Raw genomic sequence first — 15,695 nt, 5'->3', positions numbered from 1 at the left:
CCCCACCCGCGACACCCCGCCACGCCCCGACCTTGGTCGACACTGACGAACCCGAGCGGGCATGCGAGACTGTCGTGCCGGGCCCGAGCCCGGGGATATTTGTCCGGGAGTTTCCATGTCGCTGTCCAGCGGGCTGATTGCCGTTGTCGCCCTGGCCTATATGGCCATCATGTTTGCCATCGCCTTCTACGGCGACCGACGCAGCACGCCGTTGCCGCCGCGCGTGCGGGCCTGGGTCTACAGCCTGTCGCTGGCGGTTTATTGCACCAGCTGGACCTTCTTTGGCGCCGTGGGCCAGGCCGCCGAACAGCTCTGGTCGTTCCTGCCGATCTACCTCGGACCGATCCTGCTGCTGGTGTTCGCGCCGTGGGTCCTGCAGAAGATGGTGATGATCAGCAAGCAGGAGAACATCACCTCCATCGCCGACTTCATCGCCGCCCGCTACGGCAAGTCGCAGTCCCTGGCGATTGTGGTCGCCCTGATCTGCCTGGTCGGGGTGCTGCCCTACATCGCCTTGCAGCTCAAGGGCATCGTGCTCGGGGTGAACCTGCTGATCGGCGCCGGCGCCGACGCCATGGGCACCCGGGCCCAGGACACCGCCCTGATCGTCTCGCTGATCCTGGCGCTGTTCACCATCGTCTTCGGTACCCGCAACCTGGACGCCACCGAGCACCATCGCGGCATGGTCCTGGCGATTGCCTTCGAGTCGCTGGTCAAGCTGTTCGCCTTCCTGGCCGTCGGCGCGTTTGTCACGTTTGGCCTCTATGACGGTTTTGATGACCTGTTCAACCAGGCGATGCTGGCGCCCCGCCTGGAGCAATACTGGAAGGAAACCATCAACTGGCCGTCCATGGTCGTGCAAACCGGCGTGGCGATGATGGCGATCATCTGCCTGCCCCGGCAATTCCACGTGACCGTGGTCGAGAACATCGACCCGCAGGACCTGCGCCTGGCCAAGTGGGTGTTCCCCGCGTACCTGGCGCTGGCCGCGCTGTTCGTGGTGCCGATCGCCCTGGCCGGGCAGATGATGTTGCCCAGTTCGGTGCTGCCGGATTCGTTCGTCATCAGCCTGCCGCTGGCCCAGGCGCACCCGGCCCTGGCGGTGCTGGCGTTCATCGGCGGCGCGTCGGCCGCCACCGGCATGGTCATCGTGGCGAGTGTCGCCCTGTCGACCATGGTCTCCAACGACATGCTGCTGCCCTGGCTGTTGCGCCGCAACAACGCCGAGCGGCCCTTCGAGGTGTTCCGCCAGTGGATGCTGTCGGTACGCCGGGTGAGCATCGTCGTGATCCTGCTGCTGGCTTACGTCAGTTACCGGCTGCTGGGGTCGACGGCGAGCCTGGCGACCATCGGCCAGATCGCTTTCGCCGCCGTGACTCAGCTGGCGCCCGCGATGCTCGGCGCGCTGTACTGGAAACAGGCGAACCGACGCGGCGTGTTCGCCGGCCTCGCCACGGGGATCTTCCTTTGGTTCTACACGCTGGTGCTGCCGATCGCCGCCCACAGCCTGGGCTGGTCACTGAGCAGTTTTCCCGGCCTTGCCTGGCTGCACGGCAACCCGCTGGACCTGCCGATTACTCCGCTGACGCAAGGGGTGGTCTTGTCCCTGGCCGGCAATTTCATCCTGTTCGCCTGGGTCTCGGTGTTGTCCCGCACCCGCGTGTCGGAGCACTGGCAGGCCGGGCGCTTCATCGGCCAGGAAATCAGCGCCCGCCCCAACCCGCGTTCGATGCTCGCGGTACAGATCGACGATCTGCTGCAACTGGCCGCCCGGTTCGTCGGAGAAGAACGCGCGCGGCAGAGCTTCATCCGTTTCGCCTACCGCCAGGGCAAAGGTTTCAACCCGAGCCAGAACGCCGACAGCGAATGGATCGCCCACACCGAGCGCCTGCTGGCCGGTGTGCTGGGCGCCTCTTCGACGCGGGCGGTGGTGAAGGCGGCAATTGAAGGGCGGGAGATGCAACTGGAGGACGTCGTGCGGATCGCCGACGAAGCGTCCGAGGTGCTGCAGTTCAATCGCGCGCTGCTGCAAGGCGCCATCGAAAACATCACCCAGGGCATCAGCGTCGTCGACCAGTCCCTCAGGCTGGTGGCCTGGAACCGTCGCTATCTTGAGCTGTTCAATTACCCCGACGGCCTGATCAGCGTCGGCCGGCCAATTGCCGACATCATCCGCTACAACGCCGAACGCGGCCTCTGCGGCCCCGGCGAGGCCGAGGTCCACGTTGCCCGGCGCCTGCACTGGATGCGCCAGGGCCGCGCGCATACCTCGGAACGGCTGTTCCCCAACGGCCGGGTGATCGAGCTGATCGGCAACCCGATGCCCGGCGGCGGCTTTGTCATGAGCTTCACTGACATCACCGCGTTCCGCGAAGCCGCCCAAGCCTTGACCGAGGCCAACGAAGGGCTGGAGCAACGGGTGGCCGAGCGCACCCGGGAACTGTCGCAGCTGAACCTGGCGCTGACCGAGGCCAAGAGCACCGCAGAAGCCGCCTATCAGTCCAAGACCCGCTTCCTTGCCGCCGTCAGCCATGACCTGATGCAACCCCTGAATGCCGCGCGGCTGTTCTCCGCCGCGCTGTCCCACCAGCATGACAGCCTGCCCGGCGAAGCCCGGCAACTGGTGCAGCACCTGGACAGCTCGCTGCGTTCGGCGGAGGACCTGATAACCGACCTGCTCGACATCTCCCGCCTGGAGAACGGCAAGATCAACCCCGATCGCAAGCCCTTCGTGCTCAACGACCTGTTCGATACCCTGGGTGCCGAATTCACCGTGCTGGCCCAGGAGCAAGGGCTCAAGTTCCGCGTTCGTGGCTCGCGGCTGCGGGTCGACAGCGATATCAAGCTACTCCGGCGGATCTTGCAGAACTTCCTCACCAATGCCTTCCGCTACGCCAAAGGTCCCGTGCTGTTGGGCGTGCGCCGCCGCCAGGGCGAGCTGTGCCTGGAAGTCTGGGATCGTGGCCCGGGTATTGCCGAAGACAAACAGCAGGTCATTTTCGAAGAGTTCAAACGCCTCGACAGCCATCAGACCCGCGCCGAAAAAGGCCTCGGCCTGGGCCTGGCGATCGCCGATGGCCTGTGCCGCGTGCTTGATCACCGGTTGCGCGTGCGTTCCTGGCTAGGGCGCGGCAGCGTGTTCAGTGTCAGCGTGCCGTTGGCCAGCACCCAGGCCGCTGCTCCCAGTGCCGCGCCCGAACCCAACGGCCAATTGCCGAGCGGGGCCCAGGTGCTGTGTGTGGATAACGAAGACAGCATCCTGATCGGCATGAGCAGTTTGCTGACGCGTTGGGGGTGCCAGGTCTGGACCGCGCGCAACCGCGAAGAGTGCGAGCATTGGCTCGCCCAGGGCGGGCGTCCGCAACTGGCCCTGGTGGATTTTCATCTGGACGACGGCGAGACGGGCACCGAGCTGATGGCCTGGCTGCGCACGCGCCTGGGCGAGCCGGTGCCGGGGGTGGTGATCAGCGCCGACGGCCGGCCGGAGACGGTGGCGCAAGTGCATGCGGCGGGGCTGGATTACCTGGCCAAACCGGTGAAGCCGGCGGCGTTGCGGGCGTTGTTGAGTCGGCATTTGCCGTTGTAGTAAAGCGGGGGCACGGTCTCCCGTGGCGAGGGAGCTTGCTCCCGCTTGAGTGCGCAGCACTCATAAAAGAGGGGCCGCTGCGCAGCCCAGCGGGAGCAAGCTCCCTCGCCACGGGGGGGGGCGCTTTCAGGCCTTGAGAAGTGCTTCAGCCTTGGGTGTCCGTGCTGGGTTCTTCCGCCACCTCAGGCAACCCATCCACATCCGCCATTGCCCGTTCCAGCAGCTCCGTCGGCAGGCTTTTGCTCGCCCGGGCGCCGAGGAGTTTCAGTTGTTCGCTGCGGCTGATCAGGTTGCCGCGCCCTTCCGTCAGCTTGTTGCGCGCGGCGCTGTAGGCTTTGTCCAGTTGCTGCAGGCGATTGCCGATTTCATCGAGGTCCTGGATGAACAGCACGAACTTGTCGTACAGCCATCCGGCGCGCTCGGCAATTTCCCGGGCGTTCTGGCTCTGACGCTCCTGCTTCCACAAGCTGTCGATGACCCGCAATGTCGCCAGCAGCGTCGTCGGGCTGACGATCACGATGTTGCGGTCAAAGGCTTCCTGGAACAGCGTTGGCTCGGCTTGCAGCGCGGCGGAAAACGCGGCCTCGATCGGCACGAACAGCAACACGAAATCCAGGCTGTGCAAACCGTCGAGGCGCTTGTAGTCCTTGCCGGCCAAGCCCTTGACGTGGGCTCGCAGCGACACGACATGCTGCTTGAGAGCGAGCTGGCCGATGGCGTCATCTTCGGCGGCGACGTATTGCTGGTAAGCCGTGAGGCTGACCTTCGAATCGACTACTACCTGTTTGTCGCCGGGCAGGTAAATCAACACGTCCGGCTGGAAACGCTCACCGTCCGGGCCCTTGAGGCTGACCTGGGTCTGGTATTCGCGGCCCTTTTCCAGGCCTGCGTGTTCGAGCACCCGCTCGAGGATCAGTTCGCCCCAGTTGCCTTGGGTTTTCTGCCCCTTTAGGGCACGGGTAAGGTTGGTGGCTTCATCACTCAGACGCAGGTTCAATTGCTGCAAGCGCTCAAGCTCCTTGCCCAAGGAAAACCGCTCGCGAGCCTCGGCCTGATAGCTTTCCTCAACGCGTTTCTCAAACGACTGGATGCGCTCCTTAAGCGGATCGAGCAATTGCCCCAGGCGCTGCTGGCTGGTTTCGGCGAAGCGCTGTTCACGTTCGTCGAAGATTTTTCCGGCCAGCTCGGCGAACTGCGCCCGCAACTCGTCGCGCGAACCTTGCAGGTCATTGAGGCGCTGCTGATGGCTTTCCTGCTGCTCGCGCAGCTCGGCGTGCAACGAAGCCGCCTGGGCATCGAGCCGCCGCAGTTCCGCTTCCTTGTTGGCCCGTTCGAGATTCCAGGCGTGGGCCGCGTCCCGAGCATTGTCGCGCTCGATCTGCAGCAATTCGACTTCGCGACTGGCCGCCGCGAGCTCGGCCTGTTTGGCGGCATTGGCCTGGCTCAGGTCACTGATTTCGTCGCGGCAAGCATCCAGCTGGGCGTTCAACCCGTCGTGGGCCATGTGCGCGGTCGCCAGGCGTTCTTCCAGCAGGGCGAGTTCGGTCTGCGCCGCGCTGGCCTGTCGTTGCAGATGCCAGGCCAGGGCCAGCAACGGCAGCGCAGCGCCCGCCAGACCAAGCAACAGGCTGGTCAAATCCATAGCCATGACAATTTCCGCGGATGAAATAAAGCCCGAAGGTTAACCAAGCAACCCGGCGTTGCCCAGCTCAGTCTTCGATTTCACCCAACGCCTGGCGAGCGCGGTGATCACCTGCCCGGGCAGCCTGGCGCAGCAGGTCCTGGCCGATGCGCCGGTCCCGAGCGTTACCGCATTCGCGGCACATCAGCTGGCCGAGACGGCTCTGGGCCGCCACCACGCCTTCACGGGCCGGTTGCTTGAGCAGGCGGCCGGCCAGGTGCTTGACGCTGGGGCTGTCCCCCAGGCGCGGGCTGTCGAGTAACCATTCGGCCACGCGCATCGAAATACGCTTGGGTGGGGTAACACCCTGGGGTGTGGAGGTAACAGGATTTGATACTGAGCGGAACTTCATAACGCACTACGGTGACAGGTCAGAAGGCGCGCCACTCTACTCCTTTTTTCGTACGGGTAAAGTCGAAAAAAACCGGCACGCCCGTCCTAGAGCAAGCGCTTGGGACAATCCACAGAAGCTGTGGATAACTCAGTGGACAACCTACCCTGAACTCGCCGCAAGCCCTGTGGAACGGGGCCTGCGCTCAAACTGACGATTTTTTCACCAGCTAAAAAAAGCGATGTTTTTCATTGACTTAAATTTTGGATACAGGCACCCACCTCAGAATGTTCCTACATGACAGTTCGGTGACAAGCCTCGTCGCAAGTGTGCACAAGTAACACGCGAACGGTTATATCGCCGCGCTTTTTGAGGCATTCGCAGAGGTGGGACCTGGGGATAACCCGGGAGAGTGCCTTGGCTGATCGCCCGGGCTCGCCAGCCACGCAAGGCAGAGCGCGGCGTCCCACTGGTCGGGTTTGAATATTTATTGATCGATGGCCTTCCCTTCGGTATTCCGATCCGTTAGTATCCGCGGCGTTAGTACCAAGCTGAAAGTCAATTCCGGGTCGAACACATCTCCACGGTCAGCCACCCTCAAGGGCAGCCCCACCGATAAAAAGAGACCGATCCCCTCGATGGTTTCCAGGTAAATCTTGCGTCAGCACTGCCTTTGATCGAATGCAAAGGGTGCCTGCCAGGCTCGTTACTCTGACCGAACCAACCTGCAAAATTGATCAGGATCTTCACCCCGGGCCCAGAACCTTTGCCCTTGATGTGTTGCCTGCCCTCCTAAGTACCTACCTGCCAGCCCAAGCGCGCCTTTTTATAGCGCTCAAACTGGCTGCTTTGTTCCAGTCGGGTTCTTCGTTCGACCAATGGTGGTCGACGTTACTGGAACGTTTTAACGCGGCACGGTTCTTAACCGTGTCATTTGCAGGAACACCCATAACATGTCTACTCAAATCCATACCCAGGATGCCATCCGCACCCTGACCAACGCTTTTGCCCCAATGAACTGCCTGATCATGGCCGCTCGCAAAGGCTGCTTCAGCTTCACGCTGGTCAACGAACACGGCATCGCCCGTCACAGCGAACGCCTGTATCCCGACCAGTACTCCAGCGCAGAACCGCTGCAGGCCGTGATCGAGCGTACCCGCCAGGCACTGGTTGCCTGAGACGCCCGGAAAGCTGAAACCGAAGACCCCGCCCCGAAAAGCGGGGTTTTTTATTGCCTGGCATTTCTCGATAAAGCGCAACGGCTTAAGTACAAAGCGCTATAACGACCATAACCGTTCGATGAAGATGGTTTAAAAACAGTCCTTTACAGCAGGGATATGACACTACACTTCAAGTCAAGCGGCCTGATCCGCTTCCGGCGGAGCCTGAACCGATCCACTGCTGCCAAGGCCACATCTTCAGGCTTCGCCCCTTTTCCCGTCTCGAGGGTTTTATGGGTATCGCTGCCAGCGAACTGTGTCGATACGTGATCCGTCCGACGCTCCTCTACCTGGGGAGTCACAGCACGACGGCGGAGACCTTGCTGCTGGGCATCGCCGCCAGCCAGTCCGGGCTTGGCGCGGCGTTGCACGATCGGCGCGGGCACGGCCTATACCGCATCACCGAACCTCGCCACCGAGCCTTATGGGACGACTATCTGGCGCTGGACCCGGAGCGGGCCAGCCTGGTACGCGGCCTGGCGAGCCAGCATGCGTTCCTGAGCGGTCCCCATCTGGAACTGACCGTCAACCTGCGCTACGCCACGGCCATCGCCTGGCTGCTGGTGGAGGAGCAGGCCACACCGCTGCCCGAGGCCGGCGACCTGTTGGGCATGGCGCGGATCTGGCGGCAGACTTTTCACCCCCAGGGACGCCTGCGAGATTTCACCTGTGCCTGGCAAAACTGTGTTTCCCCACTGAATCAGGTCGCTTGCTGAATGGAAAATCAGAAAGTTCCTACAACTTCAGTGAATTTGGTCAGATTGTCCTACAAAACCCCTCTAAATCAAGCCATACAAGCTATAGCGCTTGAAGGAAAATGTTGGTAATTTTCGCGTCGGTGATCACCTGGAGTTCTAACAATGAAAAAAATGATGCTCAAAACCACCCTTGGCCTTGCCGTTACCTTGGCATCCACCCAACTCTTTGCCAGTGGTTTTGCCCTGAACGAACAAAGCATCAGTGGCATGGGCACTGGCTTCGCGGGTCGTTCTTCTTCTGCCGATGATGCAAGCACCGTGTTTGGCAACCCTGCCGGCATGTCGCGCCTCAAGCGCGAGCAAGTGACCGGCGGCTTCGCCGTGATCGACGCGTCCACCGATATCAACGATGCCAGCGGTACCCGCTCCGGCACCAACGACGGCGACATGGTTCCGTTCACCGGCGTTCCGATGGGCTACTACGTCAAGCCTATCGATGACAAATGGGCATTCGGCCTGGGTGTCTACGCCCCGTTCGGCCTGATCACCGATTATGAAAACAGCTTCCAGGGCCGCAACTTCGGCAGCAAGAGCGAAGTGAAGGTCGTGACCTTCCAGCCAACCATCAGCTACGCCTTCAACGACAAGGTTTCGATCGGTTTCGGCCCGACCATCAACCGTATTTCCGGCTCGCTGGAATCGGCACTGACCACACCGTTCTCGCCTAACGACGGCAACGTCAAGATCAAGGGCGATGACATCGGCTACGGCTACAACATCGGCTTGATGGTCCAGGCTACCGACAGCACCCGTGTCGGCCTGACCTACCACTCCAAGGTCAAGTACAAGCTCGAAGGCCACACCGAAGTGAGCCCGGGCGCCGGTACGCCGGGCTTTCTGTTGAGCCGCGCACGTTATGACGCTTCGCTGGACATCACCACGCCTGAATCGGTGGACTTCTCGGTTACCCAGGAAATCAATGACGCCTGGACCGTCTATGCAGGCAGCACCTGGACCCGCTGGAGCCGCCTGAAGGACATCACCGTCGATAACGACCTGACCGGCGGCGGAGCCCTGAACCCAGCCCTCTTCGGCACCATCACCGAAGAACAGAACTGGCACGACACCTGGGCCTACGCCATCGGTACGTCCTACCAGTTGAACAAACAGTGGGTACTGCGCACCGGCCTGACGTTCGACCAGTCGCCTGCCAACAACGAAGACCGCTCGCCACGCATCCCTACCGGCGACCGGACCATCTTCAGCCTGGGTGCCGGTTGGAGCCCGACCGACGACCTGACCATCGACGTGGCCTATTCCTACCTCAAGGAAGAAAAAGTCAACGTCAACCGCAGCAACGCCTTGGGTCAGGCCTACAACGCTGAATACGAAAACAGCGCCAACGGTTTTGGTGTCGGTGCAACCTACCGCTTCTGATGATTCACGGCGAAGCTGAACACTTCGCCAGCTGAAGCGAAAAAAAGCCCCGCGCTCTGCAAAGAGGCGGGGCTTTTTCGTGGCTGGCGGTCAGGGTTTCGAAGCGATGGCCGTTTCCACTGCCTTGATGAAGTCAGGATCGTCGGGTTTGATCCGGCTGGAAAAACTGCCGACCACCCTGCCCTGGCGATCTACAACGTACTTGTAGAAATTCCATTTCGGCGCGCTGGACTGTTCGGCCAGGTGCCTGAACAAGGGGATCGCGTCCGCGCCGCGCACTGGCTGCGGCTCGGTCATGGTGAAGGTCACGCCGTAGTTGACGTAGCAGACCTTGGCCGTCTCCGCGCCATCCTTGGACTCCTGCTTGAAATCGTCAGAGGGTACGCCCAGTACTTCCAGCCCTTGCCCCTTATAGTGCTGGTTCAGCGCTTCGAGGCCTTTGAACTGCGGTGCAAAACCACAGAAGCTGGCGGTGTTGACCACCACCAGGGGCTTGCCGGCGAAGCGCTGGCACAGGTCGATGGTTTCCTTGGCCCGCAGCTTGGGCAGCGAGCCCTCCAGCAGCGGCGGACAATCAGCCCCCCAAACTTGCCCGGCCGCAGCCAGCAACAGGGTGGGAACAGCAAGCCAGCGCATCAGCATGTCGGATTTTCCTTGAAAGCCTGTCAGACCAGGACGTTACTCCGCCCGCCCGACGCCGTCCATTGTTCAGCAGTTACCCATGCCCAATTGCATCAAGGCCAACCCGCCCTGGTGCCAGCCCCACCAGGCGAAGGCCAGCAACAGCGCGGCGCCGGCCGCGACCAACCACGGACCGACGCGACTCATGCGGCACCGGCCTGTGTTTGCAGCCGCGCCACCGGACGCTCGCGCACCGGCCAGTTCAATGCCGCCGCCAACAGGCTGAGCAGGATCGACACTTGCCAGATCAGGTCATAGCTGCCGGTGCGGTCGTACACCACCCCGCCCAGCCAGCCTCCCAGGAACGATCCCAACTGGTGAAACAGGAACACCATCCCACCAAGCATCGAGAGGTTTCGCACACCAAACAGGGTCGCAACCGTACCGTTGGTCAACGGCACCGTCGACAGCCACAAAAAGCCCATCGCCATGCCGAAGACATAGGCCGTCGTTGTGGTCACGGGGAGCCAGAGGAACAGGCCGATCACCACCGCCCGCGCCAGATACAACGCGGTCAGCAGCCGCGGCTTGGACATGCGTCCACCCAGCCAGCCGGCCGTGTAGGTACCGAAGATATTGAACAATCCGACCAGCGCCAGCACCGTTGTGCCGACACTGGCCGGCAAGTGCTGATCGACCAGGTAGGCCGGCAGGTGTACACCGATGAACACCACCTGGAAACCACAGACAAAAAAGCCCACGGCCAGCAGCCAGAACCCCGAATGACTGCAAGCCTCGCGCAACGCTTCGGACAGCGTCTGCTCATGCCCGGACAGGGGCGCCGGTGCGTCCTTGAGCATGCTCACCAAAGGCACGATCAACGCCACCAACAGACCCAGCGCCAGCAGCGCGGCGGACCAGCCGAGCCAGCCGATCAGGCCCAGCGTGCCCGGCAGCATGGCGAACTGGCCGAAGGAGCCGGCGGCGCTGGCGATGCCCATGCCCATGCTGCGTTTTTCCGCTGGCACGGCCCGCCCGACCACGCCGAGGATCACCGAGAACGAGGTACCGGACAGGCCGATGCCGATCAACAGACCGGCGCTCAACGACAGCGACCAGGGCGAGTCGGCCATGCCCATCAGGAGCAGCCCGACGGCGTAGAGAACGCCACCGATCAGCACCACTTTCGCCGCGCCAAAGCGATCGGCCAGCGCACCGGTAAACGGCTGCGCCAGGCCCCAGATCAGGTTCTGCAAGGCAATCGCGAAGGCAAACACCTCGCGGCCCCAGCCGAAATCCGCGCTCATCGGCGCCAGGAACAGCCCGAACCCATGCCGCACACCCAGCGACAACGCCAGGATCAGCGCGCTGCCCACCAGGACCCAACCACAGGTACGCCACATCGATGTCATTATTGTTCTCCGGTCGCGGGTATATACCCACTTATCAGCGGACGAACCGGCATCACGCCAGTTCATCCAGCAAGGCCAACAGGGTCGCACGCTTTTCCGCGCCCAGCTTGTCGATCAGTTTCTGTTGCGCCGTTTCCCAGGCCGGCTGCGCCGCCGCCAGTCGGGCACGTCCGGCCTCGGTGAGCTCGACGATACGGTTACGCAGATCCTCGCCCTCGGCCAGCTTCACCAAGCCCTCGCCTTCTAGCACCCGCAAGTTGCGCCCCAGCGTGCTGCGGTCCAGGCCCATGGCCTCGGCCAGGGAAGAAATGCTCGGCTGGTCCAGGCGCGCCAGGTTGTTCAGCAGAGAATACTGGGCAACGTTGATCCCGAAGCCGTCGAGGGCGCCGTCGTAATACCTGCTGACGCCACGGGCGGCACGACGCAGGTTGATGCACAAACATTGAGAGGCAAGCATGGTGCGTGTATATACCCGCGATTAAGTTAACGCAAGTTAATTCAAGGAATGTCACTGCTCCAACACACGGCAAGCAAGTCCCAGCGATATGTCCTACAAGCTGCGTGACCTCGGCCTGACAGCCTTTTCCCAGTGACCTGCTTAAAGTCCGCACCTGTCAATCCTGACAGGTTCTGCCGGGATTGAATCCCGATATAAGGAGGTATCCCCAGTCCTGACCCAGGCCTGGGGGGCGCCGTGCAAGCGACAGCAGGACAGCACCGCGTCCACGCCATCAATGATGATGAATGGGAGATTCAATCATGTACCAAGCCAGCACTGCTTCAAGTCGTTCGCCAGCAGGCTCTATCCGACACCGCTGCCTCTCGCCTTCAAGACAGCTACTTTTTCCAACATAACCCAAGAGCAGGCCGAGCAAGGCATCGTTTGGCTCATCGAGCCGTATGGCGTTCATATCCTGCCAATCTGGGACCCAGCCAACCAGATAGGTAAAGGCGAAGTGGCCTATCTCATTGAAGGTAAACCTGCCAAGTCCACTCCAACCAACACCAAGGTAGGGCTAGCGCAGGGGGAAGGCAGCTGCAACGTCCCGGCTAATCCTTGACCTGACAATCATCGCTGCGCGACAGACAGCTGCCTTGTCGAGGCGACTGTCTGTCATGGCTTTGATGTTCTCTCGGCACATTTCGGAAAAATCCTACATACGGGTCGCATCCTGCCCTATAGCCTGCGCCGCCTTCTGTAACTGCTCGCCGATGGTGCCCTATGTCCACTGCTCGCTCGTTCAAGCTGCATCCTTTGTCCCGTACTTTGAAACTGCTCTCCTGCGCACCGCTCTGGTTGTTTTCCGACGTTGCCCTGGCAGCGCGGGTGCTCGTTCCCGGGGAAGTCCTGACCATCGACAACAGCACGCCTGCGGACAATTATGTGTTGAATGGTGCCTCGACGCTGAACGTCAACGGCGCCCAGACCCGGGATATCCTGGTCAATGAATCGACCCTGAATCTCACTGGCGCAGCGGTACAGGCCACGGACGAAAGTGGCGTCCACGTTGTGGCGGGCACAGCGAGCATCGCCCAAAGCAATATCTCCTCCAGCGACCGCACCGGATTGGCGCTCTCCAGCGATACGGCCGCGACCAAGGGGGCCAGTGTAACCGTCTCCGATAGCCTCATCAGCGGCGCGATCGCCGGCGCCAGCGTCAATGCCTTGACCACCTTGACGGTGCTGCGCTCGACACTGTCAGGAACCGGAACCGGAACCGGAAGCAGCGGTGATGGCCTGCGCATCTTCAACGGCAGCGTAACGGCCGTAGACAGTCGCATCAGTGGCAGCAGCGAGGGAATTCTTTTTGCCGGCGATGCCAGGCTGGACGTACCCGGTACATTGGAGTTGAACAATACCCACGTGGAAGGGCTCAACGGCTCGGCGATTCTGGTCGACACATTGGGTGTAGGACCGGTGCAGGCCGATATCGCCGTACTCAACGGCTCTACCCTGACCGCCAGCAACGGTATCCTGATGGATGTGCGCCGTGGCGCCGAGGGCAACCTGCGGGTGGGCAACAGCAACACCACGCTGGTCGGCGACATCCGTGCCGACGACACCAGCACGGCCAACGTGACCCTGGAGCAGGGCGCGAGCCTGACCGGCCGGCTGATCAACGTCGATGCGCTCGCGGTCAACAGCGGTGCGACCTGGGCGATGGTCGAGGACGGCGTGGTGGATAGCTTGACCCTGGATGGCGGCAACGTTCAGCTGGGTAGCCCTACCGAGTTTTATAAGCTCTCGGTAGGCAATCTGTCCGGGACTGGCAATTTCATCATGGACGTCGATTTCGCCACCGGCCAAGTCGATACGCTCGAAGTCACCGGCACCGCGACCGGCCGCCATACCATTCTCATGGGCAGCAGTGGCCAGGATCCACTCGCGCCAGGCACTATCCCGGTGGTGCATATCGCAGACGGCGATGCGCAATTTTCTCTGCTCGATGGTGCGGTGGATCTCGGGACCTATTCCTACGACCTGGTCAAGCATGGTGACAATGATTGGTACCTGGACACCACGTCCCGAGTGATCAGTCCTGGTACGCGCTCGGTGCTGGCGCTGTTCAATACCGCTCCAACCGTATGGTACGGCGAGTTGAGTACATTGCGCAGTCGCATGGGCGAGGTGCGTATGAACCCCGACAAGGCCGGCGGCTGGATGCGCTCCTACGGCAACAAATTCGACGTCAGTGCCAGTTCCGGCCTGGCTTATCAGAAAGTCCAGCAAGGGGTGTCGTTCGGTGCCGATGCGCCCTTGCCGTTCGGCGATGGGCAGTGGCTCGTCGGGCTGTTGGGGGGCTACAGCCAGTCCGACCTGGATTTGAGCCGGGGTACCAGCGGCACGGTCAACAGCTATTACCTGGGTGCCTACACTACTTGGCTGGATCAGCAGAGCGGCTACTACCTGGATGCCGTCATCAAGTTCAACCGTTTCCAGAACAAGTCCGATGTACAACTGAGCGATGGCAAAAAGGCCAAGGGCGACTACAACAACCATGGCGTTGGTGCCTCCCTGGAAGTCGGTCGTCATATCAAACTGGCGGATGATTACTTCATCGAGCCGTTCACCCAGCTTTCCGGCGTCGTTATCCAAGGCAAGGATTACGATCTGAACAACGACCTGGCTGCCGAAGGCAGTCGCACCCGTTCAATCCTGGGCAAGGCGGGCGCTACCGCCGGGCGCACTTTCAGGCTTGCTGAAGGCAAGACGGTGCAACCCTACCTGCGTGCAGCCTATGTCCATGAGTTCGCCAAGAACAACGAAGTCGAGGTCAACAACAACGTCTTCAATAACGACCTCTCGGGCTCCCGTGGCGAGTTGGGCGTCGGTGTTGCAATGACCTTGACCGACAAAGTCGCAATCCACGCCGATTTTGACTACAGCAACGGCGACAAGATCGATCAGCCGTGGGGAGCCAACATCGGCGTGCGCTATCTCTGGTAGCGCGGGCTGAACGGGCGCCAAACGTCGGGGGGCGACCCTGGCGTTTGCCCCCTGCGGCATTCGAGTGTTCATCAAGCGTGTGATGCCCCGCTCTCGGGACTGGGGATTCTGATTGCCAGCAACGGAGAACATGAAAGATGTCATCAGCCCAGTTCAACCAGCTCCCGTGCACGATGACCGCGCCCTGGACACAGCCCAAACCACTGCCTGATATTCCCGGGGGGGAGCCGAACCTGCTGCACCGTACGGCCTGGAGTGACCCGAGCAACCCCTTGAGGCTAGAGTTCAAGCCCTGGTACGAATCTCCTCCGCTAACGGGTGAGGAGCGGGTGGATGTTTTCCTTGACGATGACGAAGGCAATATCATCGCTACCCGAACATGGGTACTGCCTATGCGAGCGGATGATTATTACGTTGAGATCAGCGCCGACCGGTTGTTGCCGGGTTGCCGATACTCGGTTTCGAGGCGAGCGAAACGAGCGGCGTAACGTTCGCGCAGGTACTGGGTCCAGAATGGCTGGAGCTGGCCGTAGTTGAGCAGGCCTCCCAAGCGCTCCTCCTCCAGAACAATCTGTACCACCCTGGACAGCTCGCCGTGCCTGATCCGGGCAGCGCCGGCAAATGCCATGCTTCCAGGCGCGACAAGAAGGCCGAGGGGCTCGCGCGTGCCGATCAGGTAAGCCATGCGTACCTCGGCAACATCACGTCCCCCGGCCTGCCGATTGGCAATGACCTCGACCGCATCGGCCCGATACTTGGCCCGTAGCCGCTGGTAGAACCAGGCCCCTCGTTGCTCCTCCGGCATGCCGGCCGGCAGCGCCTGATGAACCATGGCCTCGGTTTCGATCCGGGCGAATTCGACACGCAAGCCATCCACACAGGTTTCCCCCTGCGCGCGCATCCGCGCGCCCTCCTCGGCCATATCATTCAATCGGCGCCGCAACACCGCGTCGTTGCCAGCTTGTTCAAGGACCGTCCAGACCGAGCCGATCAGTTCAGGTCGGCGGGCAGCGTGGAAAAAATCGTTGGTTTGCCGCAGTTGATTGATCATGGTCATGAGGTTCGAAGCGCCTGCCCGCCCGATGTCTTGCCATAGTTGCCGGCGACGTGCCGCTTCGAGTTCATCGAGTCCTTCGAGCCATGGGTCGACACTGGGCGTAGGGACCGGTCCCGGTTGAGCGAAATGATCAAGCTGCAAGTCATCCAGTTCGAAGGTAAAGCGAGGGATACCCGGCTGCACCGCGGCCATCGAGTCGAGCAA

11 protein-coding genes are annotated in these 15,695 nt (G+C 61.7%); 5 read left to right on the top strand and 6 right to left on the bottom strand.

All coding sequences use genetic code 11. The features are described 5' to 3' along the window. Nucleotides 1-115 precede the first annotated feature (115 nt). Entirely contained in the window at nt 116-3,586 is a 3,471-nt protein-coding gene (locus tag J3P89_RS06945; protein WP_434697092.1) for a hybrid sensor histidine kinase/response regulator, read from the top strand. 145 nt (nt 3,587-3,731) lie between these two features. Here the strand turns inward: J3P89_RS06945 and rmuC are convergent, their stop codons facing one another. Then, entirely contained in the window at nt 3,732-5,120 is a 1,389-nt protein-coding gene (gene rmuC, locus J3P89_RS06940) for a DNA recombination protein RmuC (protein ID WP_434631194.1), read from the bottom strand. 175 nt (nt 5,121-5,295) lie between these two features. Beyond that, on the bottom strand, nt 5,296-5,619 hold the full coding sequence (locus tag J3P89_RS06935; RefSeq protein ID WP_434572466.1) for a sel1 repeat family protein: 324 nt from the start codon (nt 5,617-5,619) through the stop codon (nt 5,296-5,298). Nucleotides 5,620-6,551: 932 nt separating this feature from the next. Here J3P89_RS06935 and J3P89_RS06930 point away from each other — a divergent pair. The 3 genes from J3P89_RS06930 to J3P89_RS06920 all read left to right on the top strand — a co-directional run bounded on the left by J3P89_RS06930 (nt 6,552) and on the right by J3P89_RS06920 (nt 8,953). Further along, nucleotides 6,552-6,776, top strand: a complete 225-nt coding sequence (locus J3P89_RS06930) for a hypothetical protein (RefSeq protein WP_007898912.1) — start codon at nt 6,552-6,554, stop codon at nt 6,774-6,776. Between the two features lie 275 nt (nt 6,777-7,051). Next, a complete protein-coding gene (locus J3P89_RS06925; protein WP_305499463.1) occupies nt 7,052-7,534 on the top strand; it encodes a hypothetical protein in 483 nt (160 codons plus the stop codon). A 144-nt stretch (nt 7,535-7,678) separates the two neighbouring features. Further along, on the top strand, nt 7,679-8,953 hold the full coding sequence (locus J3P89_RS06920) for an OmpP1/FadL family transporter (RefSeq protein WP_305499461.1): 1,275 nt from the start codon (nt 7,679-7,681) through the stop codon (nt 8,951-8,953). Between the two features lie 90 nt (nt 8,954-9,043). Here the strand turns inward: J3P89_RS06920 and J3P89_RS06915 are convergent, their stop codons facing one another. From J3P89_RS06915 to J3P89_RS06905, 3 genes are all read right to left on the bottom strand, one after another. Continuing rightward, on the bottom strand, nt 9,044-9,595 hold the full coding sequence (locus J3P89_RS06915; protein WP_434697091.1) for a glutathione peroxidase: 552 nt from the start codon (nt 9,593-9,595) through the stop codon (nt 9,044-9,046). A 182-nt stretch (nt 9,596-9,777) separates the two neighbouring features. Next, nucleotides 9,778-10,977 carry an MFS transporter gene (locus J3P89_RS06910; RefSeq protein WP_434697954.1) on the bottom strand — a complete coding sequence of 400 codons (1,200 nt, stop codon included), beginning with the start codon at nt 10,975-10,977 and terminating at the stop codon, nt 9,778-9,780. Between the two features lie 61 nt (nt 10,978-11,038). Further along, on the bottom strand, nt 11,039-11,443 hold the full coding sequence (locus J3P89_RS06905) for a MarR family winged helix-turn-helix transcriptional regulator (protein ID WP_434601539.1): 405 nt from the start codon (nt 11,441-11,443) through the stop codon (nt 11,039-11,041). Between the two features lie 765 nt (nt 11,444-12,208). Between J3P89_RS06905 and J3P89_RS06900 the strand changes: the two genes are divergently transcribed. Further along, nucleotides 12,209-14,434, top strand: a complete 2,226-nt coding sequence (locus J3P89_RS06900) for an autotransporter outer membrane beta-barrel domain-containing protein (protein ID WP_434697090.1) — start codon at nt 12,209-12,211, stop codon at nt 14,432-14,434. Nucleotides 14,435-14,843: 409 nt separating this feature from the next. Here J3P89_RS06900 and J3P89_RS06895 read toward each other — a convergent pair whose 3' ends face one another. Continuing rightward, nucleotides 14,844-15,683: an NEL-type E3 ubiquitin ligase domain-containing protein gene (locus J3P89_RS06895; RefSeq protein WP_434631189.1), complete on the bottom strand. Its 840-nt coding sequence runs from the start codon at nt 15,681-15,683 to the stop codon at nt 14,844-14,846. Nucleotides 15,684-15,695 lie beyond the last annotated feature (12 nt).

Origin of the sequence: Pseudomonas sp. Z1-14, from assembly GCF_051132005.1 — a bacterium.
In the GTDB taxonomy this organism is placed as follows: Bacteria; Pseudomonadota; Gammaproteobacteria; order Pseudomonadales; family Pseudomonadaceae; genus Aquipseudomonas.
The sequence above is the reverse complement of the archived record's forward strand: the minus strand, read 5'-3'. Positions and strand labels throughout refer to the sequence as shown.

What these genes read in the sequence shown, in the direction of transcription:
- J3P89_RS06945 (WP_434697092.1), top strand. Translation starts at nt 116, where the DNA reads ATGTCGCTGTCCAGCGGGCTGATTGCCGTTGTCGCCCTGGCCTATATG.
- J3P89_RS06935 (WP_434572466.1), bottom strand. Translation starts at nt 5,619, where the DNA reads ATGAAGTTCCGCTCAGTATCAAATCCTGTTACCTCCACACCCCAGGGT.
- J3P89_RS06930 (WP_007898912.1), top strand. Translation starts at nt 6,552, where the DNA reads ATGTCTACTCAAATCCATACCCAGGATGCCATCCGCACCCTGACCAAC.
- J3P89_RS06925 (WP_305499463.1), top strand. Translation starts at nt 7,052, where the DNA reads ATGGGTATCGCTGCCAGCGAACTGTGTCGATACGTGATCCGTCCGACG.
- J3P89_RS06920 (WP_305499461.1), top strand. Translation starts at nt 7,679, where the DNA reads ATGAAAAAAATGATGCTCAAAACCACCCTTGGCCTTGCCGTTACCTTG.
- J3P89_RS06915 (WP_434697091.1), bottom strand. Translation starts at nt 9,595, where the DNA reads ATGCTGATGCGCTGGCTTGCTGTTCCCACCCTGTTGCTGGCTGCGGCC.
- J3P89_RS06910 (WP_434697954.1), bottom strand. Translation starts at nt 10,977, where the DNA reads ATGTGGCGTACCTGTGGTTGGGTCCTGGTGGGCAGCGCGCTGATCCTG.
- J3P89_RS06905 (WP_434601539.1), bottom strand. Translation starts at nt 11,443, where the DNA reads ATGCTTGCCTCTCAATGTTTGTGCATCAACCTGCGTCGTGCCGCCCGT.
- J3P89_RS06900 (WP_434697090.1), top strand. Translation starts at nt 12,209, where the DNA reads ATGTCCACTGCTCGCTCGTTCAAGCTGCATCCTTTGTCCCGTACTTTG.
- J3P89_RS06895 (WP_434631189.1), bottom strand. Translation starts at nt 15,683, where the DNA reads ATGGCCGCGGTGCAGCCGGGTATCCCTCGCTTTACCTTCGAACTGGAT.